This is a genomic window from Pseudosulfitobacter pseudonitzschiae, assembly GCF_002222635.1.
In the GTDB taxonomy this organism is placed as follows: domain Bacteria; phylum Pseudomonadota; class Alphaproteobacteria; order Rhodobacterales; family Rhodobacteraceae; genus Pseudosulfitobacter; species Pseudosulfitobacter pseudonitzschiae_A.
Map to the genome: position 1 here is coordinate 887106 of NZ_CP022415.1, position 24598 is coordinate 911703.

General features: G+C 61.1%; 22 protein-coding genes. 14 read left to right on the top strand and 8 right to left on the bottom strand.

All coding sequences use genetic code 11. The features are described from left to right. Positions 1 to 101 precede the first annotated feature (101 nt). Both SULPSESMR1_RS04220 and SULPSESMR1_RS04225 read right to left on the bottom strand, forming a co-directional pair. Positions 102 to 371, bottom strand: a complete 270-nt coding sequence (locus SULPSESMR1_RS04220; RefSeq protein WP_240311271.1) for a hypothetical protein — start codon at positions 369 to 371, stop codon at positions 102 to 104. 128 nt (positions 372 to 499) lie between these two features. Next, positions 500 to 2317: a serine protease gene (locus SULPSESMR1_RS04225; protein WP_089422136.1), complete on the bottom strand. Its 1818-nt coding sequence runs from the start codon at positions 2315 to 2317 to the stop codon at positions 500 to 502. Between the two features lie 227 nt (positions 2318 to 2544). Here SULPSESMR1_RS04225 and SULPSESMR1_RS04230 point away from each other — a divergent pair, with 227 nt between their 5' ends. From SULPSESMR1_RS04230 to SULPSESMR1_RS04270, 9 genes are all read left to right on the top strand, one after another. After that, positions 2545 to 3486, top strand: a complete 942-nt coding sequence (locus SULPSESMR1_RS04230) for a glycine--tRNA ligase subunit alpha (RefSeq protein ID WP_089422137.1) — start codon at positions 2545 to 2547, stop codon at positions 3484 to 3486. After that, complete coding sequence (locus SULPSESMR1_RS04235; RefSeq protein ID WP_089419697.1) at positions 3483 to 4001, top strand: DUF6446 family protein; 519 nt, start codon at positions 3483 to 3485, stop codon at positions 3999 to 4001. Before SULPSESMR1_RS04230 ends, SULPSESMR1_RS04235 begins: the two co-directional genes overlap by 4 nt. 111 nt (positions 4002 to 4112) lie before the next feature. Continuing rightward, entirely contained in the window at positions 4113 to 6461 is a 2349-nt protein-coding gene (gene glyS / locus SULPSESMR1_RS04240; protein WP_089419698.1) for a glycine--tRNA ligase subunit beta, read from the top strand. Positions 6462 to 6575: 114 nt separating this feature from the next. Beyond that, positions 6576 to 9113: a putative PEP-binding protein gene (locus SULPSESMR1_RS04245; RefSeq protein ID WP_089419699.1), complete on the top strand. Its 2538-nt coding sequence runs from the start codon at positions 6576 to 6578 to the stop codon at positions 9111 to 9113. Between the two features lie 129 nt (positions 9114 to 9242). Further along, positions 9243 to 9872 carry a cell wall hydrolase gene (locus SULPSESMR1_RS04250; RefSeq protein ID WP_089419700.1) on the top strand — a complete coding sequence of 210 codons (630 nt, stop codon included), beginning with the start codon at positions 9243 to 9245 and terminating at the stop codon, positions 9870 to 9872. Between the two features lie 100 nt (positions 9873 to 9972). Continuing rightward, complete coding sequence (locus tag SULPSESMR1_RS04255) at positions 9973 to 10896, top strand: dihydroneopterin aldolase (protein WP_089419701.1); 924 nt, start codon at positions 9973 to 9975, stop codon at positions 10894 to 10896. After that, on the top strand, positions 10893 to 11903 hold the full coding sequence (gene folP, locus SULPSESMR1_RS04260; protein WP_089419702.1) for a dihydropteroate synthase: 1011 nt from the start codon (positions 10893 to 10895) through the stop codon (positions 11901 to 11903). Before SULPSESMR1_RS04255 ends, folP begins: the two co-directional genes overlap by 4 nt. Then, positions 11900 to 13246, top strand: coding sequence for a phosphoglucosamine mutase (gene glmM, locus SULPSESMR1_RS04265; protein WP_089419703.1), 1347 nt, complete (start codon positions 11900 to 11902; stop codon positions 13244 to 13246). Before folP ends, glmM begins: the two co-directional genes overlap by 4 nt. 55 nt (positions 13247 to 13301) lie before the next feature. Beyond that, on the top strand, positions 13302 to 13796 hold the full coding sequence (locus SULPSESMR1_RS04270; protein WP_240311270.1) for a hypothetical protein: 495 nt from the start codon (positions 13302 to 13304) through the stop codon (positions 13794 to 13796). On the opposite strand, the gene SULPSESMR1_RS04275 is transcribed toward SULPSESMR1_RS04270, so the two are convergent. Together SULPSESMR1_RS04275 and ilvC are read right to left on the bottom strand one after the other, a co-directional pair. Further along, positions 13790 to 14722 carry a DMT family transporter gene (locus SULPSESMR1_RS04275; protein WP_089419704.1) on the bottom strand — a complete coding sequence of 311 codons (933 nt, stop codon included), beginning with the start codon at positions 14720 to 14722 and terminating at the stop codon, positions 13790 to 13792. The genes SULPSESMR1_RS04270 and SULPSESMR1_RS04275 overlap by 7 nt on opposite strands. 92 nt (positions 14723 to 14814) lie before the next feature. After that, on the bottom strand, positions 14815 to 15837 hold the full coding sequence (gene ilvC, locus SULPSESMR1_RS04280) for a ketol-acid reductoisomerase (protein WP_089419705.1): 1023 nt from the start codon (positions 15835 to 15837) through the stop codon (positions 14815 to 14817). A gap of 132 nt (positions 15838 to 15969) precedes the next feature. Here ilvC and SULPSESMR1_RS04285 point away from each other — a divergent pair, with 132 nt between their 5' ends. From SULPSESMR1_RS04285 to SULPSESMR1_RS04295, 3 genes are all read left to right on the top strand, one after another. Next, the gene (locus SULPSESMR1_RS04285; protein WP_089419706.1) at positions 15970 to 16425 is read left to right on the top strand and encodes an Lrp/AsnC family transcriptional regulator; all 456 of its coding nucleotides are present in this window, start codon (positions 15970 to 15972) and stop codon (positions 16423 to 16425) included. Continuing rightward, positions 16422 to 16880 (top strand): Lrp/AsnC family transcriptional regulator, encoded by a 459-nt coding sequence (locus SULPSESMR1_RS04290; RefSeq protein ID WP_089419707.1) that lies wholly within the window; start codon positions 16422 to 16424, stop codon positions 16878 to 16880. The genes SULPSESMR1_RS04285 and SULPSESMR1_RS04290 overlap by 4 nt, the downstream gene beginning before the upstream one ends. 62 nt (positions 16881 to 16942) lie before the next feature. Next, positions 16943 to 18067, top strand: coding sequence for an aminotransferase class V-fold PLP-dependent enzyme (locus SULPSESMR1_RS04295; protein ID WP_089419708.1), 1125 nt, complete (start codon positions 16943 to 16945; stop codon positions 18065 to 18067). A 7-nt stretch (positions 18068 to 18074) separates the two neighbouring features. On the opposite strand, the gene SULPSESMR1_RS04300 is transcribed toward SULPSESMR1_RS04295, so the two are convergent. Continuing rightward, the gene (locus SULPSESMR1_RS04300) at positions 18075 to 19268 is read right to left on the bottom strand and encodes a UbiH/UbiF family hydroxylase (protein ID WP_089419709.1); all 1194 of its coding nucleotides are present in this window, start codon (positions 19266 to 19268) and stop codon (positions 18075 to 18077) included. Between the two features lie 49 nt (positions 19269 to 19317). Continuing rightward, entirely contained in the window at positions 19318 to 19965 is a 648-nt protein-coding gene (locus tag SULPSESMR1_RS04305) for a pyrimidine 5'-nucleotidase (protein WP_089422139.1), read from the bottom strand. A gap of 107 nt (positions 19966 to 20072) precedes the next feature. On the opposite strand from SULPSESMR1_RS04305, the gene SULPSESMR1_RS04310 reads away from it, so the two are divergent. Continuing rightward, positions 20073 to 20717, top strand: a complete 645-nt coding sequence (locus SULPSESMR1_RS04310; RefSeq protein ID WP_089419710.1) for a GntR family transcriptional regulator — start codon at positions 20073 to 20075, stop codon at positions 20715 to 20717. A gap of 15 nt (positions 20718 to 20732) precedes the next feature. Here SULPSESMR1_RS04310 and SULPSESMR1_RS04315 read toward each other — a convergent pair whose 3' ends face one another. After that, positions 20733 to 22607 (bottom strand): glycosyltransferase family 2 protein, encoded by a 1875-nt coding sequence (locus tag SULPSESMR1_RS04315; RefSeq protein ID WP_089419711.1) that lies wholly within the window; start codon positions 22605 to 22607, stop codon positions 20733 to 20735. A 121-nt stretch (positions 22608 to 22728) separates the two neighbouring features. Next, positions 22729 to 23889: a glutamine-hydrolyzing carbamoyl-phosphate synthase small subunit gene (gene carA, locus SULPSESMR1_RS04320; RefSeq protein ID WP_089419712.1), complete on the bottom strand. Its 1161-nt coding sequence runs from the start codon at positions 23887 to 23889 to the stop codon at positions 22729 to 22731. 197 nt (positions 23890 to 24086) lie between these two features. Here carA and SULPSESMR1_RS04325 point away from each other — a divergent pair, with 197 nt between their 5' ends. Further along, positions 24087 to 24548, top strand: coding sequence for a GatB/YqeY domain-containing protein (locus SULPSESMR1_RS04325; RefSeq protein ID WP_089419713.1), 462 nt, complete (start codon positions 24087 to 24089; stop codon positions 24546 to 24548). Positions 24549 to 24598 lie beyond the last annotated feature (50 nt).

A 24598-nucleotide genomic window follows, 5' to 3' on the forward strand; every position in this document is an offset into this window, starting at 1 on the left:
TCCCGCCCGTTTGCATGCCACGGTCAATCGTTATTGTGTTGGTGCCTCATACGGTCGTTTCAGGCCTGCGGCGCCCCTGTGAGGAAGGCGGAACAGTTGTTTCAGCGCTTAAGGATCGTGCCATGCGCGCGGTAAATGCCGCCCCATGTGGTGCCCGCGATATAGGTCGGGCAGCCGGGTTTGGCGGTGTTGATGATCAGGAACCACATCGTCTCGCCGGGTCGTCCGGCGCGCGAATACTCACAGCCCAGCGGGTTGGTCCACCATTGGCCCTGATGGCCCGCAGGCGGCGTTGCAACGGATGCGGTGGCTTGCGACGCTGCCATGACGGTTGCGCCCAAGGCGAAGATGCTGAGAAATCTGGAAATCATGGTCCACTCCACTTTGATCAATGTTCACGCGCCCCCACGCTTGATCGTCAAAATGATGGCCAGCCCTTAACAAGGGGCTAACGCGGCACCCTGAGGTGCCGCGCATTTGTGTCAAATCCTGTGCAGGATCAGTCCCAGCAACTGACCAGAACGGTCATGCCCACGGCTTGTTCGGTGATGTCCTCGGGCTCGGACGGGCCGGTTGAGGCCGCCGCCTGAATGCTGACACCGGCACCCGCCAGAACCGTGCGGATCACGCCCGTGTCGGCGGCAAAGACCACCTCGTCGGGCAATGCACGCGCGCCGCCGGATTTGGGCAGCAACATGCCCATGACCGACCCAGTCGCATCAAAGACCGGACCGCCCGCGTCACCCGACAGGGTGGTCATAGCCAGACGGTACAGACCGGTCTCGCCCTGCAATCCGCGCACATCGGCCAGTTTGCCAAAGGTCATGCTGGGCGCGCTCAGCACACCGTCATAGCTATAGCCTGCAACCGCCACTTCGGATTGCAAACGGGGGGGCGCGGCGCTGAACTGTGCCACCGACAACGGCGCCAGTGTTTCTTGGGGCCGCACCACGGCTATGCCGCTTGTCGCGTCATCGGCCACAACATCGGCTTCGTGTTCGTCGTCGATGGTCAGACGGGTGCAGGACTGGACCGCCTCGGATGTGGTTATGACCAGACCGGAGTTGTCCACGTAAAAGCCTGAGCGGGCGATGCGCGGTTTGCGCACATCCAGACCGGCCACCAGATCAATCGCCTGCGTACCACCGTCGCCGGCAGAGGGATCAAGGGCCGCTTCGAGACGGATAAAACTCTTGTCCATTTCGCCGATCAGACGTCGGCGGCGCTCTTCGTCACCCGCAGGCCAGATCAGGGTAAAACCCTTGATTTTGCCATCTTGCAGGGTTGCGCGGGTTTCGGACACCATCATGCCGTTTTCGCCGATCAGTACAAAGTCGTTGTTGCGGCGTTCGCGCGGACCTTCCAGCGGGACAATTTCCAGGGTCTGCATAATGTCATACAGACCATTAAGCGTGTCCTGATCGCCGCGTTGGCTGATCAACAGCACCTTGGCCGGAACGTCGCCGGTGGCATCATAATGGGCAAAGGGTGGCTCGTATCTGTCAAAGGACACCACTTTGGTGGGCAGCATCAGTTCTATGCCTGCCTCCGCATCCACGACCCGTTCCAGCCCTAGACCGTCCAGCACCGCATTGTATTGCTTTTTCAACGTCGCGCGTTGCAGCGTGGTCAAAATTCCGGTGACGTCAAAGGCGTTTGCTTCTTGCCATGCGGCCATCGAATTGCGCGTGCCACGTCCAAAGGCACCGTCAATGGCGGCCTCGTAGAAACCGGCCCATTTCAGCATCATCTGCAATTCCATCCGTTCGTCGCGGGTCAACAGCTGTTCGCTGCGGCGCGCTTCGGTCGGGGTTTCATCTGCGGGTTCGGGTGTGGGCAGGGGGGCCGCTTCGGCGGTGGTTTCGGTCGCCGTTTCGGCTGTCGTGATTTGTGTGTCCGTCTGCGTTTCAGTGCTGGAGGCCACCGCATCAGGGGCATCGACCACGCCACGGTTCAGCACGTTTGCGCCAAGCGGCCAGAACTGCTGGCGATAGTCTGAGGATTCTGCGATATAGGCGTCACGCGGGATCAGACCGTCGGCGCGATAGACGCTCAGCACCTGTTCGGCGTCTTCGCGGGCATAGGGTCCCAAGGCAATCCCGTACCAACCACCACCCAGCGCAAAGCCGTTCACATCCTCGATCGCACCGGCATAGTCGCGGGCGCGGGATGTTGCGGTGGCAAGACTGGGATGCGCTTCAATTTGCACCCATACTACCTCCTGAGCGGACTGGGCCGCCGCAGGCGTCACTGCCATCCCTGCTGTCAACCCTGACACCCCTGTTGCCAACATCGCCGCAACCACCAATTTGCGCATCATCTTCACCTGAACTCCTGCTCGGAAATTAATTGAGCCAATTAAGCAGGATTTCGCCACGTTGACCATATGTCCACACGGGGAATTCATCGCGCCGAACGTCTTATATCGCGCTTTTGGGCGCTAATTTCCTGCCCGACCCGATCTGCGCTGCAACAAAGCCGCGATTGACCATTGTCGGGGGGCTGCGTAGGAAAGGTGCGCACGAAACTGGAAAGCCAATGCCCATGTCCGATATGCCCACAGCGCCCCGCTCGTTTCAGGAAATCATCCTGCGGCTCCAGACCTATTGGGCCTCCAAGGGCTGCGCCATCCTGCAACCCTATGACATGGAAGTGGGCGCGGGCACCTTTCACCCTGCGACCACCCTGCGATCGCTGGGTGCGCAGCCCTGGGCCGCAGCCTATGTGCAGCCGTCTCGCCGCCCCACCGACGGGCGCTATGGCGAAAATCCCAACCGCTTGCAGCACTATTACCAATATCAGGTGTTGATCAAACCATCGCCACCCGATCTTCAGGCGCTGTATCTGGGCAGCCTTCAGGCCATCGGCATAGACGCCAGCTTGCACGACATCCGCTTTGTCGAAGACGATTGGGAAAGTCCCACGCTGGGGGCATGGGGTCTGGGCTGGGAGGTCTGGTGCGACGGCATGGAAGTGTCGCAGTTCACCTACTTTCAACAGGTCGGCGGCCACGATTGCAGCCCCGTCTCGGGCGAGCTGACCTATGGCCTGGAACGTCTGGCGATGTATGTGCTGGCGGTCGATCACGTGATGGACATGCCGTATAACGATCCGCAATCGACGATCCCGCTGACTTACGGCGATGTGTTCAAACAGACCGAAGAAGAGTACGCCCGCTGGAATTTCGACGTTGCCAACACCGAGGTTCTGCTGCGCCACTTCGAAGAGGCCGAGGCCGAGTGCAAGGCGATTCTGGATCAGCAGCACGAAGACCCCAAGACCGGCAAACGCATCGTCATGGCGCATCCCGCCTATGATCAGGCGATCAAAGCCAGCCATATCTTCAATCTTCTGGACGCGCGTGGCGTTATTTCGGTCACCGAGCGGCAGGCCTATATCGGGCGCGTGCGGACGCTGACCAAAGCCTGCGCCGATGCATTTGTGCAGACACGGGCAGGGGGCTGGACCCCGGAAGCTGTGGCATGACCGGCAAGATACTGGCGATACTGATCGTGATCACAGCACTTATCGCGGGCGCAGGCATGTACTACCTGCAAGTCTACGGCTTCTATGACGAGGTGACAGTGAAAGAGGTCAATCTGGTCTCGGTGGTCTCGGACGCACCTGAACCGATCCCCTTCACCGACTTTCAGGCCATCGACGCCGACAGTTCGCCGATCCGCTACCGCGCGTGCTTCAAGACCGAAATGTCGCTGCCCTTGCTGACGGAAACCTATGTAGGTCTGGAGAAGGCTGAGCCGCGCAATGCGCCGGACTGGTTCGATTGCTTTGATGCCGCAAAAATCGGCGCCGAACTTGAGGCCGGAACCGCATTGCCATTCCTGTCGCAAAAGAACGTCCACTATGGCGTCGACCGTATTGTGGCGATCACGCAGGACGGGCGCGGATATGTCTGGCACGAACTGAACGATTGCGGCGAAAAGGCCTATGACGGCACCGTCATAGGCGAGGAATGCCCCGAACGCCCCGCCACTGACTGAAGCTGCCGCTGCAAAGCTGATTGATGCGGCAATTGCCGTTGTTTTCCACCTCTGGACCCTTCGCTCGAGGGGCGCTATCCACCCCACAGCGCAATCTGATTGGAACTGCCCGTGCCCGACCTGCTGATCGAACTGTTTTCCGAAGAAATTCCCGCACGGATGCAAACCCGCGCGGCGGGTGACCTGAAAAAGCTGGTGACGGACGGGCTGGTCGAAGCGGGTTTGACCTATGCCTCTGCTGCTGCCTTTTCGACGCCGCGCCGCCTGACCCTGACGATCGAGGGCGCGCTGGCCGCATCGCCCACCACGGTGGAAGAGCGTAAAGGCCCAAAGGCTGACGCACCGGAAAAAGCCATCGAAGGTTTCCTGCGCGGTGCCGGTCTGACCCGCGACGATCTGGAAGAACGTGACACCCCAAAGGGCAAGATCCTGTTCGCCAAGATTACCAAACCGGGCCGCCCCGCCGCCGAAATTGTGGCCGAGGTGCTGGAACACACGATCCGCAACTTTCCGTGGCCAAAATCAATGCGTTGGGGCAATGGCACGTTGAAATGGGTGCGCCCGCTGCATTCGATCCTGTGCATTCTGGTCACCGAAGAGGGCGCGGAAGTGGTGCCGGTGGACGTCGATGGCATCGTTGCGGGCAATACCACCCAAGGGCACCGCTTTATGTCGCCCGGCACGCTGACGGTGCGTAATTTCGACGACTACACCACCCAGTTGCAGCGCGCTCATGTTGTGCTGGACGCAACCGAGCGCGCCGATGCGATCTGGCATGACGCCACCAATCAGGCCTTTGCTCAAGGGCTTGAAGTCGTCGAGGATGCTGGCCTTCTGGCCGAGGTTGCGGGGCTGGTCGAATGGCCCGTGGTGCTGATGGGCAAGATTGACGAAGATTTTCTGGGCCTGCCGCCCGAGGTGCTGCAAACCTCGATGAAAGAGCACCAAAAGTTCTTTTCTGTGCGCAACCCCAAGTCTGGCCGGATCGAGCGGTTCATCACCGTCGCGAACCGCGAAACCGCCGATAACGGTGCCACCATCCTTGCGGGCAACCAAAAGGTGCTGTCGGCCCGTTTGGCCGATGCAAAATTCTTCTGGGAAAACGACCTGCGCATCGCCTCTGCTGGCATGACCACATGGCTGGACGCGCTGAAAAACGTGACCTTCCACAACAAACTGGGCACACAGGCCGATCTGGTTGACCGCATGGCCGTGCTGGCCCGCGAGATTGCCCCCGCAGTGGGCGCCGACCCCGATCAGGCCGAACGTGCCGCGCGTCTGTCCAAGGCCGATCTGGCCTCGGAAATGGTCTATGAATTCCCCGAACTTCAAGGGCTTATGGGCCGCTATTACATCGAGGCAATGGGCGAGGACAAAGCCATCGCCGCCGCCGCACAGGATCATTACGCACCGCTTGGCCCCTCGGACGACGTGCCGACCGAGCGTGTTTCGGTGGCCGTGGCGCTGGCCGAAAAGATCGACAAGTTGACCGGCTTCTGGGCGATTGACGAGAAGCCGACGGGAAGCAAGGACCCGTTTGCGTTAAGACGGGCTGCGCTGGGGGTTATTCGAATTTTGGTTGAGAATGAAATTGGCACCTCAACTCTGGAAACCCTCGTTTCAGGGATAGCAGGCAATCTTATGATTCATGCCGACAATAAAGCTCTTCTCTATATGGACTTCTTTGAAGTGGACGAAAATACGGGCAAACTCTCCGCTGAAAGCTGGCGTGTATTTGAAACTGACGAGGTAGATTACGATCCACAATCAGGTGGTCCTATCCCTTCCTTGTTGCTTCCGCGCACAGAACTACTTGCCATGTTGAAGTCTCAAAACCTCGCTTGGAACAGCGATGTCGAAGTTGAGAACGAAGGCACGCATCTAAACGTCTTTGTAAAAGATGAGTCTTTGATTTTTGCGGCGACGAAACTTGCCACCGACCTCCTCTCCTTCATTCACGACCGCCTCAAAGTCTACCTGCGCGACCAGGGCATCCGTCACGACATCATCGACGCCTGCATCGCAATGGATGGCAACGACGACCTCAACCTTCTGGTCAAACGTGCCCGCGCCCTGTCGGACACGCTGAAAACCGACGATGGCGAAAACCTGATCCAGGGCTTCAAGCGCGCCAACAACATCCTGACCCAAGCGGAACAGGCCGACGGCGTCGAATATTCGTTCGGCGCGGACGTGAAATTTGCCGAAACCGAAGAGGAACGCGCCCTGTTCGCCGCCCTCGATGCCGCCGAGGCTCAGATCACTCCCGCGATGCAGGCGCAGGATTTCACCATTGCCATGTCCGCGATGGCCGACCTGCGCACGCCGATCGACGCATTCTTTACCGCCGTTCAGGTCAACTCGGACAATGCCACCGTGCGGCGAAACCGTCTGAACCTGCTCAGCCGCATTCGCCAGACCTGTCTGGCTGTGGCCGACCTGACGCGCATCGAAGGCTGACGCGCTTCATCTTGCCAGATAAACTCCGGGGGAGGCGCGCAGCACCTAGGGCAGAGCCCCCCTTGTCACATATCCATTACCTTCTATGCTGCGGCGAAACCAAAAGGTGCCGCAGTGCAGAATAACCCAGACACAACGCTGGTCACGCAGACCGCCCCCATTACCGCTGAAACCCACGGCGGTCGGGCAAAGTGTCTGCAACGGCTGGTGCGTCTGGACCTGCCGGTGCCCGCTACCGTGGCGCTCAGCTTCGACGCGGTGCACAATATCGCGTCGGGCCAACTGCCTGATATCGCGGCAATTCTGTCTGAATTTCCTGCCAATGCGTTGGTCTGCGTGCGCCCGTCCTCGCAAGATCCCGATTGGGGGGGGCCGGGTGCTGTGCTGAACATCGGCATGAATCACGACCGCCACCGCGAGCTGTGCGAAACCCTTGGCACCCAAGCTGCGTCCAAGATATTTCTGCGCTTTGTCCAAGGCTATGCCGTCCACGTCGCGCGGCTTGACCCCGATATGTTCGACGCCATCGACGGCGAAGGCATCGAGGCGCTCGACGCGACCCTTAGCGCCTATGAGCAAGAGACCGAAGAGCCGTTTCCCGAGGACATCGGCACCCAGTTGGCCGGTGTGCTGAAGTCAATGGCCCGCGCATGGGAGGGCACCTCGGCCCGCCTGTTGCGTATGGCCAAAGGCGCGCCCGCCGATGCGGGTTTGGGCCTTGTGGTGCAGCAGATGGCATTGGGCGTGGGGCGCGGCGAATGCGGGTCGGGGGTGTTGCAACTGGTCAATTCCGAAACCGGTCTGGAACAGATTACCGGTCGCTATTTGCGCCAAAGTCAGGGCCGCGACGCGCTCAGCCCGCAGGCCGAAAGCATCTTTATCACCTGTGACCCGCGCGGTGCCTCGTTCGAAGAGCTGTTGCCCGAGTGTTTTGCCCAGCTGAAATCCCACGCCGCGCTGATGCGGGCCCGTCTGCGCGAAGAGATGCACGTGGAATTTACCATTGATAACGGCCGCTTGCATATCCTTGATGGTGTGCGCGTGACACGTTCGTCGCGCGCCACTGTGCGCATTGCCGTGCAACTGGCCCGCGATGGCATCATCACCCGCGAAGAAGCGTTGATGCGGGTCGAACCGCGCGCGCTGAACGAATTGCTGCACCGCCAGATCGCCACGGATGCGCCACGCGATGTGCTGGGCCACGGCATCGCCGCCAGCCCCGGCGCGGCGACGGGACGGCTGGTGTTTTCCGCCACTGAAGCTCAGGCCAGTGCCGCGCGGTCTGAACCCTGCATTCTTGTGCGTCGCGAAACCTCACCCGAGGACATTCGCGGCATGCACGCGGCCAAGGGGGTACTGACCGAACGCGGCGGCATCACCAGCCACGCAGCCGTGATCGGGCGCGGCATCGGTCTGCCCTGTGTGGTCGGAATTTCCGACATGCGGTTCCAGATTGAAAACAAGACCATTCAGGCTAGCGATGGCCGCACCCTGCGCGAAGGCGACGTTGTCACCATCGACGGCACCTCGGGGCAGGTGCTGATGGGCGCACCTGACATGCACGAGGCCGCGCTGGATGACGCGTTTCAGGAACTGATGGACTGGGCCAACGAGGCCAGCGACATCGGGATTCGCGCCAACGCCGACACCCCAGCCGATGCGCAGACTGCGCGCAACTTCAACGCTCAGGGCATCGGGCTGTGCCGCACCGAACATATGTTCTTCGAGCCGGGCCGCTTGACCGTGATGCGCGAGATGATCTTTGCGGACAGCTCGAAAGACCGCCGCGCCTCGCTGGAACGGCTGCTGCCGATGCAGCGCGACGACTTTACCCAGTTGTTCCGCATCATGCAGGGTCAACCGGTCTGCATCCGTCTGTTTGATCCGCCCTTGCATGAATTTCTGCCCACCAGCCGGTCCGGTCAGCGGGAATTGGCCGAAGCCTTGGATCTGCCGCTGTCTACGGTGATGCGCCGTGTCGACAGTCTGATGGAATATAACCCTATGTTGGGGATGCGGGGTGTACGTCTGGGTGTGACGGTGCCGGAAATCTACGAAATGCAGGCTCGTGCGATCTTTGAGGCGACGATTGACGCCAGCGTTGATGGCGACCCTGTCGTGCCCGAAATCATGATCCCGCTGGTTAGCGCCAAACGCGAGGTCGAACTGGTGCGCGGGCGTGTTGATGCTATCGCCACCGCCGTGCGCAACGAGCGTGGAGCAGAGTTCGATTACCGTTTGGGCGTGATGGTCGAAACTCCGCGGGCCGCGTTGCGGGCTGCGGAAATTGCGCCTTACTGCTCGTTTATGAGCTTTGGGACCAATGATTTGACCCAGATGACCTATGGTCTGTCGCGCGATGATGCGGGGCGGTTTATGTCGACTTATGTCAAGCAGGGCGTATTCCCCGAAGATCCCTTTCATACGCTGGACGTGGACGGAGTGGGCGAATTGATCGCAATCGGCGCCGGACGGGGCCGCTCGGTATCGCCTGATCTGGTGCTGTCGATCTGCGGAGAGCATGGCGGCAACCCCGAATCGATAGCTTTTGTGCGTCAGGCCGGGTTCGACTATGTTTCCTGTTCGCCGTTTCGCGTTCCAGTTGCACGTCTTGCTGCAGCGCAGCTTGCGATCAACCACAAGACCGGGTAGAAAGCCCCTGTTTTCTCCGCCAAATGCGGTACCGCCTGTGGCTTGCCTGCGACAAAAAAGCAGGTGAGGTGGATTATCGGGGCTTTTTTCGTTAGACGACCCGAATTGAAACTGCTCGCGATGGGTCTAATGAAATTTTTGCTGCTTTGCCTCACACTGGCCTTTGGTCTGTGTACTGTTCCTGTTCTCGCCTCTGAAAAAGAGGCTCTGACACTGCTCAAGACCGAACGACAGGGGCTGAAGTCTTTGTCTCAGGACCGGCTGCAAGCGATGATTTCGCCCCCCACCGTCACCCACAAAGGTCTTCAATTCACCCGCACATGGCTGGATCACCAGCCCAAGGCGCAGGGCGGCGACGAATGGCGCTGCTTGGCCGAGGCGCTGTATTTCGAAGCGCGCGGCGAAACGGTCAAAGGGCAGTTTGCCGTGGCCGAAGTGATTATTAACCGCGTCAAGTCGGGCCGCTTTCCCGGATCGGTATGCGGTGTGATCAATCAGGGCACCGGCAAACGCTACCAGTGCCAGTTCACCTATACCTGTGACGGCCATGCCGAGAAGGTCAGCGAACCAGCCGCGTTCAACCGTGTGGCCAAGGTTGCCCGTGCCGCGCTGGACGGCACCGCGCCCAAGCTGACATCGGGTGCAACACATTATCACACGACTGCAGTGAATCCGCGCTGGAGCAAGGTGTATACCCAGACCGCGCGCATCGGCGTGCATTTGTTCTACCGCGACACATATCGCACCGCGTCCAACTGACTGCGCGCCGCCTTTGACGGTCAGGGTGACGCCTTTGAGGCTGTCGTTTCAGAGGCGGGGGCGTTAGAAGGGCAACCAACTGCTCTTGGGACGCATCTTTATGGCCTCTGAAATTCACCTTGCCTTTGCGCACCCGTCGGAACGATCGGCGGCCACAGATGACGGTACGCCGCTGGACCGGATATCGGTGCGCGACTACGCAGTCGATGTGGAAATCGGTGCCTTTCAGGCCGAGCGCGGCAAGACCCAGCGCATCAATTTCAATATCGTGGTCGAGGTGCAGCCGCTGACCGGCCCCATCGACGACGATGTGGACAGAATCCTGAGCTATGACAAAGTGACCGAAGCGATCGCCCACGAACTGGCGGACGAACGGTTGAACCTGCTGGAAACACTGGCCGAACGGGTGGCCGACCGTATCTTGGTCGAACCGCAAGCGGTGCGCGCCTTTGTACGCATCGAAAAACTGGACCGCGGGCCGGGCGCCTTGGGCGTCGAGATCGTGCGCACCCGTGCCGATGATGCCACGCAACCGGACGAGGATGAAGACACGTTGCACCCCGAACTGGTGTTTTTGGGGAACGCGGCCATTGCGTCGGCGCATCTGACGGGGTGGATCGACCAGTTGCAGGCCGCAGGCCGCCCGCTGATCTTTTGTGTCGGCCCCTCGGATGTGCCTGCGCCGCAGACCGGGCACCGCTGGACCCAGCGCCGGATCGACCTGTTGGCCATTGAACAAAACGCATGGGTTCTGGCCGCCCGCGACGACCGCTGTGTGGTGGTCGAGACCCATACAGAACTGGATTGGGCAATGAAAAACGGCCAAAGCTGTGTCTGGGCCCCGTCTAAGATCGTGCTTGACGCGGTTGCAGGCCCCTCGGTTCAGCCCGGTGATGCGGTGGCGCTGGCGGCATGGTTTGCTTCGACCTATCACGCGACCGAACTGCTGGTCATCGGTGCAGATTTGCCTGCCGACGCCTCTGTGCCGCTGCGCGCGGTTTCGGTGGCGGACGCAACGCTGTGACGCAGTATTTCCGGCCTTTGGTGCAGGTCGGGCCCGCACTGCCCGATAGTGCTCTGACCTTGGCCGGTGGCTGGGGCTGGTTCACCCATGTCGAGGTGTTGGAGCGCGGACGTGCGCCGGTGGTGATCCCTGCGGACCAAGCCGATGGCGATCTGGGTGCGCTGACTGCGCCACGCGCCCAGATTGCGGGGCTTGCGTGGGACGCACCGCACGTCATGGGTATCCTCAATGTCACCCCTGACAGCTTTTCCGACGGTGGCCAGCACGCAGGAGAGGCCGCGACGGCCCATGCCGTGCAAATGGTGCAGGACGGCGCCGCGATCATCGACGTGGGCGGCGAATCCACTCGACCCGGGGCTGAAACCATCGATCCGCAAGACGAAATCGACCGCACCGCTCCCGCCATCACCGCCATCCGCGCCGCAGGCATCAGCACGCCCGTGTCCATCGACACCCGCAAGGCTGGCGTTGCGGCGGCAGCGCTTGATGCCGGTGCGGATGTGGTGAACGATGTGGCGGGCTTTACCTTTGACGCGGCACTTGCGCCGCTTTGTGCCTTTCGTGGCGCGCCGGTATGCGTGATGCACGCGCAGGGCGATCCGGCGACCATGCACCACGATCCGCACTATGACGATGTGCTGCTGGACGTGTACGACTTTCTCGAAGCCCGCATCATTGACCTATCGGCCCAAGGCATCGCACGCGATCGCATCATTGCTGACCCCGGCATCGGCTTTGGCAAGACGCGGGAGCACAACCTTGCGCTGCTGAACCGTCTGTCGCTGTTTCACGCATTGGGTGTGCCGGTCCTGCTGGGTGTTTCACGCAAGCGGTTTATCGGCACGCTGGGCCACGAGCCGGATGCGGCCAAGCGCGACCCAGGCTCGGTCGGCGTGGCGCTGGCGGCGCTGGGGCAGGGGGTTCAGCTGATCCGCGCCCATGATGTCGGGATGCACACGCAGGCCATTGCCCTCTGGCGCGCCTCTGTGGCACATCAGACCTCATGAAAAAACTCTTTGGAACGGACGGCATTCGCGGCACCGCGAACACCGGCAACATGACTGCCGAAACCGCTCTGCGCATTGGCGCGGCGGTCGGGCGTTATTTCAAACCCGATGACAGCGGTGTGCACCGCGTGGTGATCGGCAAGGACACGCGCCTGTCTGGGTATATGTTTGAAAATGCGCTGACGGCGGGTTTGACGTCGATGGGCATGAACGTGCTGCTGCTGGGGCCGGTGCCGACACCTGCCGTCGGCCTGCTGACGCGGTCCATGCGTGCCGATCTGGGCGTTATGATTTCGGCCAGCCACAATCCGGCAGAGGATAATGGCATCAAGTTCTTTGGCCCTGACGGGTTCAAACTGTCCGACGCCGCCGAAGCCGAGATCGAAGCGCTGGTGCGCGGCGGAGTCGAGCTGATTGACGCAGGCCAGATAGGCCGCGCCAAACGGATCGACGACGGGCGGTTCCGGTATATCGAGCGGATCAAATCATCGTTCCCGCGCCAGATGCGTCTGGACGGGCTGAAAGTGGTCGTGGATTGCGCCAACGGTGCCGCCCATCGCGTCGCGCCGGAAGCTTTGTGGGAACTGGGTGCCACCGTGATCCCCGTCGGCGTCAGCCCCAATGGCTACAATATCAATCAGGGCTGCGGGTCGACCCATCCAGAAACCGCTGCCGAAGCGGTGGTGGCGCATGGCGCAGATGTGGGGATTTGTCTGGACGGTGACGCCGATCGGGTGATCCTGATCGACGAAAACGGCAAGGTGGGAGACGGTGACCAGTTCATGGCATTGATGGCTGCCCGCTGGGCCGACGAGGGCAAGCTGAAGGGCAACGCTCTGGTTGCAACTGTGATGTCAAATCTGGGACTGGAACGCTTTCTTGAGGGGCGCGGTCTGCGGTTGGAACGCACGAACGTGGGCGATCGCTATGTGGTGGAACGGATGCGCGCGGGCGGCTTTAATCTGGGTGGCGAACAATCGGGTCATATTGTCATGACCGACCATTCGACCACCGGTGACGGTCTGATGGCAGGGCTGCAATTTCTGGCGGAAATGGTCCGCTCGGAAGAGCCCGCAAGCGTGCTGTTGAACAATTTCAAACCGGTGCCGCAACTGCTGAAAAACGTGCGTTACGCCGAAGGGCAGGCCCCGCTAGAGGCCGCATCTGTAAAGGCCGCTATCGCTGACGCCGAAGCGCAGTTGCGCGGCAATGGCCGCCTGCTGATCCGGACCTCGGGGACCGAGCCGCTTATCCGTGTCATGGCAGAAAGCGAAGATGCGCAGGTGTTGGAAGATGCGGTTAACGCGGTGGTGGACGCGGTTGAGACGGCTGTCATCACTTGATCCAAAAGGGCAGATGCGCAAAGTTTGCGGTCTAAACCCTTTCGGAGCATTTCCAATGAACCCCTTTTTTCTCTCGTTGCCCGTCATCGTCTTGTCTGCTGGCCTTGCCAGTGCTGAAATGCGTGCTCACGTCAGTGCGCCGTGGGACGGAAAGACCGTGCCATCCGGCCAGCAATGCACCCTGAACGGGGGCACGGGCAAAACCCCGCCCTTTCAGGTTACAGGCATTCCCGATGGCGCTGTGATGCTGGTGGTGGAGTATAATGACAAAAGCTATCGCCCGCTGTCGACCAAGGGCGGCCACGGCACGCTGGGCTATCCGGTTACGGGCAACGCGGGCAAGTTTCCCGCTGTTCCGGGGTTAAGCGCAAAGTTGCCCAGCGGTGTACGCGTGATCAAAAAGGCGCGTGGTAGCGGTGAATATGCGTCTGCGGGCTATCTGCCCCCCTGTTCAGGCGGCAAGGGCAACCAGTATCAGGCCGAGGTCAAGGCGATCAACGCCCAAGGCAAGGTGCTGGCCAAGACCAAGATGGATCTTGGCCGTTACTGAGGGGCGCGGTTTCGTGCAAACATGCGGCGAAGCGCACCATATTGGCTAAGTCCCACGCCCGCCAAAATCAGAACCAGCGCCAGCAACAGCGAGGGTGGCGCGGGTTCGCCCAACAGCAAGATGCCCATCAGAACCGACCAGATCGGCACCTGATAGTTCGTCAATGACATGAACACCGGCCCCGCCGTGCGGATCACCGTGACTCGTAGAAAGTTTGCTGCAGCGGTGGGGACCAACCCCAAAAAAGCGATGATCAATAAAGTCTGCGCTGAAGGAAGCGGCGGCAGCCCTTCGACGATCAACGCGGCGGGCACGACGATGACCGCGGCGATCAGCAACAGCACCGTGCTTAACCCGATGGGGTCAACTTTTGGCAGACGTCGCATCAACACCGACGAGATGCCATAACAACAGGCCGCCGAAATACAGGCCACGCGTCCCGCCGTTTCCAGCCCCGCGCCGGTGCTTTCAAAGGCGCGGCCACCGATCAGCACGCAGACACCGGCAAAACCGATCAGAAAGCCGGCCGTGCGTCGCCATGTCAACCGCTCGCCGGGGACCAGAAAATGCGCCAACGGCAAAACGGTCAGCGCAACCGAAGCCATCGACACACCGGCAAATCCGGATGTCACATACTGCTGCCCCCATGCCAGCAACATGAACGGAATGGCCGAACTGAACGCACCGATTGCCGCCATCGCACCCCATGTCCTGCGGCAAGGTGCATCGCTGAACAGCCGCCCGCCCATCGCCAGCCAGATCACCAGCATCAGCGCAGCGGCAAAGCCGATGCGGCCCGCTGCCAGCCAGAATGGCGTGATGCCTGTCAGGGCAAGCTCGGTCACAAGGAACGTACCACCCCATGTGAACGCAAGGATTGCGACCATCGCCCAGCTTTTACCAGTGATCTCGGGTGTTTGCGTCATTCTGGTCTGCCTGCGTGTTTCGAAAAGGGGTGCCGAACGAAAAGCCCCGGCGCAAAGGCCGGGGCTTTGGTTTGTGCAAAGTTGGAACCGGCTTAGTTCTTGGCTTTGTCGACCATTTTACCAGCTGAAATCCACGGCATCATGCCGCGCAGTTTCTCGCCTGTGGCTTCGATCTGGTGTTCGTCGTTGATGCGACGGGTGCCTTTGAAGAACGGCTGGCCCACTTGGTTTTCCGCCATGAAGTCGCGCACGAACTTGCCGGTTTGAATGTCGGTCAGAACCGCTTTCATCCGTGCCTTTGTCTCGTCGTAGGGCAGGATGCGCGGGCCCGAAACATATTCGCCATACTCGGCTGTGTTCGAGATCGAGTAGTTCATGTTGGCGATGCCGCCTTCATAGATCAGGTCGACGATCAGTTTCACTTCGTGCAGGCATTCGAAATAGGCCATTTCCGGTGCGTAACCGGCTTCGACCAGTGTTTCAAAGCCCATGCGGATCAGTTCGACCAGACCGCCACACAGAACGGCCTGTTCACCGAACAGGTCGGTTTCGCATTCTTCGCGGAAGTTGGTTTCGATGATGCCCGAACGGCCGCCACCGATGGCAGAGCAATAGGACAAGCCGATTTCCAGCGCCTTGCCCGATGCGTCACGGTCGACAGCAACCAGACAGGGAACGCCGCCGCCTTTGGTGTATTCGCCGCGTACGGTGTGACCGGGGCCTTTGGGGGCCATCATGATGACGTCGATGCCTTCTTTGGGTTCGATCAGGCCGAAGTGCACGTTCAGACCGTGCGCGAATGCAATGGCTGCACCTTCACGGATGTTGTCGTGAACGTATTTCTTGTACGTATCGGCCTGAAGTTCGTCGGGCATTGTGAACATGATCAGATCGGCCCAAGCGGCTGCCTCTGCGATGCCCATTGTTTTCAGGCCTTCGCCTTCGGCTTTGGCGATCGAGGGCGAGCCTTCGCGCAGGGCAACGACAAGGTTCTTGGCACCACTGTCGCGCAGGTTCAGCGCGTGGGCGTGACCCTGCGAGCCGTAGCCCAGAATGGCCACTTTCTTGTCTTTGATCAGGTTGACGTCGCAATCGCGGTCATAATAAACGCGCATGGTGTTATCCTTCCATATGTCTCTGGCCTGCACCTTAGGCGTGGTTTCAGGGATGGTCAGCGTTGAATTTTAAGTTTATTTGGCAAGATGAAAGGTGAATCATTCGCCTGATTGACTAAAGGCAGAAAATTCATGCTTGATGATCTGGACAGACGCATTCTGCGCCAATGGCAGGCCGATCCGACGCTGACACCCGCCGAACTGGCCGAGCGCTGCGGCATGACGCCCGCGCGGGTGCAGCGGCGGCAGATGCGGATGATGGACACCGGCGCTGTCAAAGGCGTGCGCGCGGTGATCGACTGGCAGGCATTGGGCTATTCTGTCGAAGTGTCGCTGCGGGTTACGCTGGACAAAACCGTTGCGGTGGCCTTTGACGAGTTTCTTAAGGCCGCACACGATGTGCCAGAGGTGGTCGAAATCCAGACATTTCTGGGCCGTGTCGATGTGCGCCTGTCGGTGATCGCGCAGGATATGGGGCATTACCAGCGTGTCTATCGTACGCGGGTTCTGACATTGCCGCATATCGCGGACATCGAGCCGCTGATGCATGTGGCGCGGATTAAATCAGACGAGCGGTTGCCGATATGATGGAGTTGGACGATATCGACCGCGCCCTGCTGCGCGCGCTGGTGCTGGACGCCACGCAAAGTGCCGGCGCACTGGGGCGCGATCTGGGCCTGTCGCAACCTGCCACATGGCGGCGGATCAAACGGCTGAAGGAGAGCGGCGTGATCGCCGGACACCGCTTGCAGATCGACGCCGAGGCCGTGGGCTTTGGCGTGACGGTGTTTCTGGGGGTGAAGCTGGCGACCAAGGGGCGCGTCAGTCTGGAAGATTTTGAGCGCGCGGTGACCGCAATCCCCGAGGTGCAGACGGTGGAACATGTGCTGGGGCTTTATGATTACCGCCTGCGCGTCGTGGCGCGTGATCTGTCCGATTTCGAACGGGTGCTGCGGCGCAGGATCATGACCTTGCCGGGGGCGGGCGATGTCGAGGCCAATGTGCTGCTCAGCGAAGAGCGGTTGACTGGCCCGATCAGCTGACTTGGCATTTGCCGCAGGGTCGGCTTAGGTGTCGGGCAACGTCAGACTGAAGGAGGCCGATCATGGCATTGCTTGATACCGTTGACCCGCAAGGGATGGATGAATTTTCGGTGGTCTTCACCGACCGCTCGCTGAACCACATGTCCGCCGCCTTTCAAAAGGTGATGAAAGACATCTCGGCCATGCTCAAAGAGGTCTACGGCGCCGACGCGGTGGCAATCATTCCCGGCGGGGGCACCTACGGGATGGAGGCCGTGGCGCGGCAGTTCGCCCGTGGATCGCGGGTGCTGGTCGTGCGTAACGGCTGGTTCAGCTACCGCTGGAGCCAGATCATCGAAAGCGGTGACCTAACTGGCGATGCCACTGTGCTGAAGGCGCGCCAGACCGGCAACGCGTCCCCGTCACCCTTTGCCCCCGCGCCGATTGAAGAGGTCGTGGCCGCAATCCGTGAAAGCAAGCCCGGGATCGTCTTTGCTCCACATGTCGAAACCAGTGCCGGTGTGATTTTGCCTGATGATTATGTGGCCGCGATGGCCACGGCCGCCCACGAGGTTGGTGCGTTGATGGTGCTGGACTGTATCGCATCGGGCTGTGCTTGGGTCGACATGCGCAAGCTGGGTGTCGATGTGCTGCTGTCCGCTCCGCAAAAGGGTTGGAGCGCGTCGCCTTCGGCGGGTCTGGTGATGATGTCCGACCGTGCGCAGGCGCGGATGGACCAGACCACATCCGACAGCTTTGCCATCGACCTGAAGAAGTGGCACCAGATCATGCAGGCCTATGAAAACGGTGGCCATGCCTATCACGCGACGATGCCCACGGATGCGCTGCGTGCCTTTCGCGACACGATGGTGGAAACCCGCGACTACGGTTTTGGCCGCCTGAAAGAGGCGCAGTGGCAGTTGGGCGATGCGGTTCGCAAAATGCTGGCTGACCGTGGCGTGACATCGGTGGCGGCCGAAGGCTTTGGCGCGCCGGGTGTGGTGGTGTCCTATACGGCCGATCCGCAGATTCAGAACGGCAAGAAGTTTGCCGCCGAAGGGATGCAGATTGCAGCCGGTGTGCCGCTGCAATGCGACGAACCTGCTGATTTCTCGACCTTCCGGTTGGGGCTGTTCGGGTTGGACAAACTTTATGACGTTGACGCCACGCTGGCCCGTCTGGAAACCGCGCTGGACAAGGTGCTGTAAGCCGAAGTCAGCGGACCCCAAGCCCCATCTGCATTAGCGTCTTGCGCACCGGTGCCAGCGCATAGAGCGCATTCAACCCCAACGCCCGCGCATCCCGCAGCACGGGCGTGCTGACCTGTGAGGCGCGGTTCAGCGCGTCAATGCCTGCCACCCGCACGCGTATGTCGCGAATGCGGGCATCGTGATAGGCGTCCAGCATCTGCGCGTCGCCCAAGTGTTCATGCCGCGCCAACGCCAGCTCAAGCAGGGTCGACAGATCGGACAGGCTCATGTTCAGGCCCTGCGCGCCGATGGGTGGCACCACATGGGCCGCTTCGGCCATCAGCGCGATACGCTGGCCGCTAAGGCGTTCGGCGTGCTGGCTGATGATCGGCCAGATCGTGCGGCGCGACGCCAGCGTAAGCGGGCCGAACAGATGGCAACTGCGGGTGGACATCTCGGCCTCGAAGGCGGTGGCGTCCATTGTCAGACGGGCCTGAGTCACGGGCCCGTCATCCATCCAGACCACGGCAGAACAGGGCAGCCCCTCGTGATCGGGCAGCGGCACCAGCGTGAATGGCCCGCCGGTGCGGTGCACCTCGGTCGAGACATTGTCATGCGGGATCGGATGGGTCACGGCAAAGGCCAGCGCCTTTTGCCCGTAGCGCGTTGTTTTTACGGAAATTCCCGCTGCCTGTCGCATCGGTGAATTGCGCCCGTCGGCGGCGATCACCAGCTTGGCGCGCACTTTTGTGCCATCGCTCAGCCCCACCCGTGCCTCGGCCGTGCGGGTAAACAGGCTGTCGGTGCCGGTGCCGGGGCGGAAATCGACGTTGGGCAATTCGTCCAGCCGTGTCACCATTTCGCGCCGCAGCCGCCAGTTGGGCAGGTTCCAGCCGAAGGGCAGATCGGAAATGTCTGCAGCACGGAAATCACGGGTTAGACGCGGGGTGCCTTCTTCGCCGCCTGCATCGACGATGCGCATGATCTTGAGCGGTGCGGCGTAGGGTTCCAGCTGTGTCCACAGACCTGCGGTTTTCAACACCTCGCGGGCGGGTTGCAACATGGCCGTGGTGCGCATGTCGGCACCAGCGGCCTCGCGCTCGGTCACTGGGGGGGCGGGATCGACGCAGATCACGTCAAAGCCAGCAGTGCCAAAGGCCGCCGCTGCAGTCAGCCCCGCGACACCGCCGCCGGAAATCAGGATATCGGTTTCAATCATGGATCAAACTCTAATGCGATGCGCGGCGGGGGAAAGGCGGCAAAGAGTCCTATCCTACCAGTCGTGCCAGAAACCCCGACAGATCGTCGGTGTGGTGGTGGATGTGATCCGCAGGGGCGGGCGCGTCTGCGACATGTACGGTGCGCATCCCCATCGCGTGGGGGGCCGCCAGATTGCGGGTGTCATCCTCGAACATCGCGGCCACATCGGGGCGCAGCCCGTCAGCGGCAAAGATGGTCTCAAAGGCGGCGCGGTCGGGTTTGGGCAAGAAATTGGCGTGCTCGACGCCATAAATAGCATCAAAGCACCCCGCCAGCCCGCGCGCGGCCAGCACCCGTTCGGCATAAGGGCCGCACCCGTTGGTATAGACGATGCGCCGTCCGGGCAGGGCGCGCAACCGTGCGGCAAGGACCGCATCCGCCGTCAGATGGGTCAGGTCGATGTCATGCACAACTGTCAGATAGGGGGCGGGATCAACGCCATGTTCGCGCATCAGACCCGCCAGCGTGGTGCCGTGGGTGCGCCAATAATGCACGCGCAGGCGGTCGGCCTCGGTGCGGTCCACGCCGAGGGCGTCCATAACATAGGTGGTCATGCGCACTTCGATCTGGTCGAAAAGGCGCGCAGAGGGGTGATAGAGCGTATTGTCGAGGTCAAAGACCCAAGACGTAACATGAGAGAAATCGGTGTGTGGCATGGCCCCGTGGTAGGCCCGCGCGGCGCGGCATGCAAGCGCCAAGGCTTGCACATCCGCGCCCCGCGCCCTTAGGGTGCGCGCAAGATTGCCCAAGGCCGGAGTGCGGGATGAAGCCAGTGAACACAGATGCCTATTCGATGATCCTCGAAGCGATCGACATGGGGCAATACCGTCCCGGTGACCGGTTGGTGGAAAGCGAACTGGCGGACCGGTTCGGCATGTCGCGCACCCCGATCCGCGAAGCGTTGCAACGGCTTGAGACGCAATCGCTGTTGGCGCGAGACGGGCGGAGCCTGATCGTGGCGTCGCTGGATCACAACCAGATGGCCGAACTTTACGTCGTGCGCGGCGAGCTTGAGGGGTTGGCCGCCAACCTCGCGGCACGTCACGCCACAGCCGAAGAAGTGCGCGTTTTGCGCGAGATGGTCGAGGCGGACAACAAACTACTGAACGATCCGGCGGCGATGGCGCGCGCGAACCGGCGGTTTCATAAGCAGATCCATTTGGCCTCGCACAACCGATATCTGGTACAGCAACTGGATCTGGTGCATCGCAGCATGGCGCTGATGGCAACGACAACGCTGGCGGCAGACGGGCGCGCTGAGATTGCCCAGCAGGAACACGACGCCATTGTGCGGGCCATCGAGGCGGGTGATGGCGCAGCGGCGGGGGCGGCGTTGCGCGAACATATCTCGGTTGCGTTCATGACGCGGTTGAAGCTGGACGCGGCACAGCGCGAGGAAGACGGCTGAAGCGCGATCACGCTGTCAGACGTTTTCGGTTGCCTCGGCATATCCGTGCTGGGTTTTGTCCCAAAAGAACGGCTGTGCGATCATTTCGTACAAGGCTTTGTAGGCGGCCAGCGCGCCCAGAGGGAAATAGAACGGCATTGTGGGCACCCAAGGCAGCAAATGCCGGTGTGCACGGCCCGACACCGCCGCAAGCCCCAGCGTCAGGCTTAGCAGTTCCGAGACGACAAAAAGCGCGGTCATTGCCCACACCGCCTGCGTGCCCAGTGTCGTCTGGACCGGATGCGGTAAACCCAGCGGGATCAGCCAGAACGACCACAACAGCGGTGCCGCCGCGAATTGCGAAAAGGTGGCCAGAAAGATCACCTGCAAGCCTGCAACGCGCTTCCAGCCCAGTTCGCGCAGCAACTGGCGCGGGTGACGCATGTGCACGAAATAGGTTATCATGAACCCCTTGAGCCAGCGCGAACGTTGCCGCACCCAGCGCCACGGGCGGCAGTTGGCCTCTTCATGGGTGGCCGTGGGCAGCAGTTCGGTACGATAGCCGTGGCGTGCCAGCCGCACGCCCAGATCGGCGTCTTCGGTGACGTTGTGCGCATCCCAGCCGCCCAGACGCTCCAGAATGTCGCGGCGGAAAAACAGCGTTGTCCCGCCCAGCGGGAGCACCAGCCCCAGCCGCGCGATACCGGGCAGGATCAGCCGCCACCACGTCGCATATTCGATGGTGAAACAGCGTGACATCCAGTTGGTGCGCGGATTGTAATAATCCAGAATCCCCTGCAGGCAGGCGACGTCGGGCGGCGCGGTGCGGAACCGCAGCACCACTTTTTCGATCTGGTCCGGTTCGGGCGCGTCTTCGGCGTCCCATACCCCGATGATGGACCCTTTGCAGAAATCCAGCGCATAGTTCAGCGCCCGTGGTTTGGTGGTCAGGCAATCGGCGTCCGGCACCTCGATGACGCTGATCCAGGGCGGCAATTCGGTGCGCGCGATGGTGTCGCGGGTGACGATGTCGCTGGCTTCCAGTACCAGAACGACTTCGAGCAGGGACTTGGGATAGGTCAGCCGCTCCAGCCGTTTGATCAGCGCGTTGGCAATCTCTTTTTCGTGCAGCAGCGGCACCATCACCGACACCCGTGGCAGGCGAAAGGGCGGTGGCACAGGGGGTGGGGCCGACAGGTGGCCGTGCAGGCCCCCCACGATCTGCGCGACAAATGCCGCACCTTTCATTGCGGTTGTCATCATCAATGTCAGCGCCGCCCACAGGCAGGCCACCGTCACTGTCCACGCGGGGGACAAAAGCAGGCAGGCAGTCAGCGCAAAGCCTGCCAACCACAGCCACAGCGCATTGCCCCCGCCCCAGTTGCGGCAGCTTTCAACGCTGGCGACGCGGGTGATTGCAACGTGCGCCAGTTCGGCGCTGTAAAGCCGGTTGATCTGGACGCGGATGGCGCCTGCGTCGGTGACCACCGGCAGCATGGCGTGCCCTTGCATGCCCATGCAGCATTGAAGGTTTGCAAAAAGATCGGGGCGTGCGGTGGCCACCAGCAGGGTGTTTCCCACGCGCATCCATGGCACCACCTGATGTTTCAGGCACAGGGCAGGCGGCAAGGCAGCAGCCAGTTTCGGGTGCGGCGGGCTGGCGTTCAGGTCGATCATCTGCGCGTTGTACTGGTGGGCCAACGTCGCCAGCAGATCGGTGGGCTGCAAAACGCCCTCGGCCACAAGAATATCGCCCAGTTGCGCATCGACGCGCCGTTGCAGGTCAAGGGCGTTCAACAATTCTGATTCTGAAATTAGCTCCGCATTGACCAGCTGACGACCCAAAGGGACACCGGCCCGCAGATCGGGCACCCCTTGAGGTTCGACAAGTCGCAGCCTTTGATCGCTCATGGAGGGCCTCAGCGTAGATGACAAATGTCACCTTGGGCCAAGGATGGTTAAGAGCGTATTAATGTCGGGTGTCCCACTTAACGGAATCGCCCTATTTCACCCAGGTGCAGGCGAACGGCTTTTAGCGGGCGCGTTCGGCCATTGCCTCGGCGAAACGCTCGAACAGGTAAAAGCTGTCTTGCGGGCCGGGGCTGGCTTCGGGGTGATGCTGTACCGAATAGACCGGACGCCCGTCGATGCGGATGCCGCAGTTCGACCCGTCAAAAAGCGAGGTGTGGGTTTCGATCACGCCTTTGGGCAGACTCTGCCCGTCGACGGCAAAGCCGTGGTTCATCGAAGTGATCTCGACCTTGCCGGTCTCGTGATCCTTCACCGGATGGTTGGCGCCGTGGTGACCGTGGCTCATCTTGACTGTCTGTGCGCCAAGCGCCAGCGCCAGCATCTGGTGGCCCAGACAGATGCCAAAAACGGGCAGGTCGGTCTGGTCCAGAATACCCTTGATCATCGGCACTGCATAGACGCCGGTGGCTGCCGGATCGCCCGGTCCGTTGGATAGGAACACACCATCGGGATTGTGTGACAACACATCCTCGGTTGTGGCGCTGGCGGGCAGCACGGTCACGTCGCAACCGGCCGAAGCCAGACAGCGCAGGATATTGCGCTTGGCGCCATAATCGACGGCCACCACTTTGTATTTAGGGTCTTTTTGCGGCTTGTAGCCTTCGGGCCATGCCCACCGCATTTCGTTCCATTGGTAGGACTGTGCACAGGTGACATCTTTGGCCAGATCAACACCGTTCAACCCCGCAAAACCGCGCGCGGCAGCAACCAGTTTTTCTGTGTCGAAGATGCCATCTGGGTTGTGGACCAGCGCCACATGCGGCGCACCTGCGTGGCGGATCGCACGGGTCAGACGGCGGGTATCGACGCCGCCAATCGCGATACGTCCACGTGCCGACAGCCAGTCGCCCAATGTGCCCGCGCTGCGCCAGTTCGATGGCTCGGTCGGCATCCATTTCACCACCATGCCAGCCGCCACCGGGTCGGCATTTTCATCGTCTTCGGGCGTGATGCCCGTGTTGCCGATATGCGGGAAGGTAAAGGTCACGATTTGCCCTGCATAGGACGGGTCGGTCATGATCTCCTGATAGCCGGTCATCGCTGTGTTAAAGCACAGTTCAGCTTCGGTTTGGCCGGTGGCGCCAAAACCCACCCCGTAAAAAAGCGTGCCATCGGCTAGGGCAAGACAGGCGGTCGGGTGCGTGGGAGCGTGCGCGGACATGGGCGGCCTCATGTGTACAGGGATGCGGACAAAGTCGCGCGAAACTAGTCATTGCAACAGGCAGGGTCAAGGGCGGGTGCTAATTTGCGAAGTCTATAAATATCAACAGCTTAGTTGCAGAGGCAACAGTTGCGGCTTGGCTGGCGTTTCGGTAATGTCACAAACTTATCAACAACCCATGGGGATGGGACACACTTATGGATATGCGAACCCGGATTTCGACTGCGCTAAAGCGGGCGATGAAGGAAAAAGCCACCGACCGGCTTTCGACACTGCGGCTGATCAATGCGGCGTTCAAGGACAAAGACATTGATGTCCGCGCCGCAGGCGCCGAGGACGGTGTGGACGATGCCGCCCTTCTGGCGATCCTGAGCCGCATGGTCAAACAACGGCAGGAAAGCGCGCGCGCTTATGAAGAGGGCGGGCGTCTGGATCTGGCCGAGCGGGAACGCTCTGAGGTCAAGATCATCGAAGAGTTCCTGCCCCAGCAGTTGAGCGAAGAGAAAAGTGCCGCTGCCGTCGATGCAGCTGTGGCCGAGGTGGGTGCCGACAGCATCCGCGACATGGGCAAGGTGATGGCTGTGCTGAAAGCCAAATACACCGGCCAAATGGACTTTGGCAGTGTCGGGTTGATGGTCAAGGACCGTCTGAGCTCCTGACGCGCCCGCGCCGTTCGCAGCGCTTTTCGGAAATACTTGATTTGCCGCCC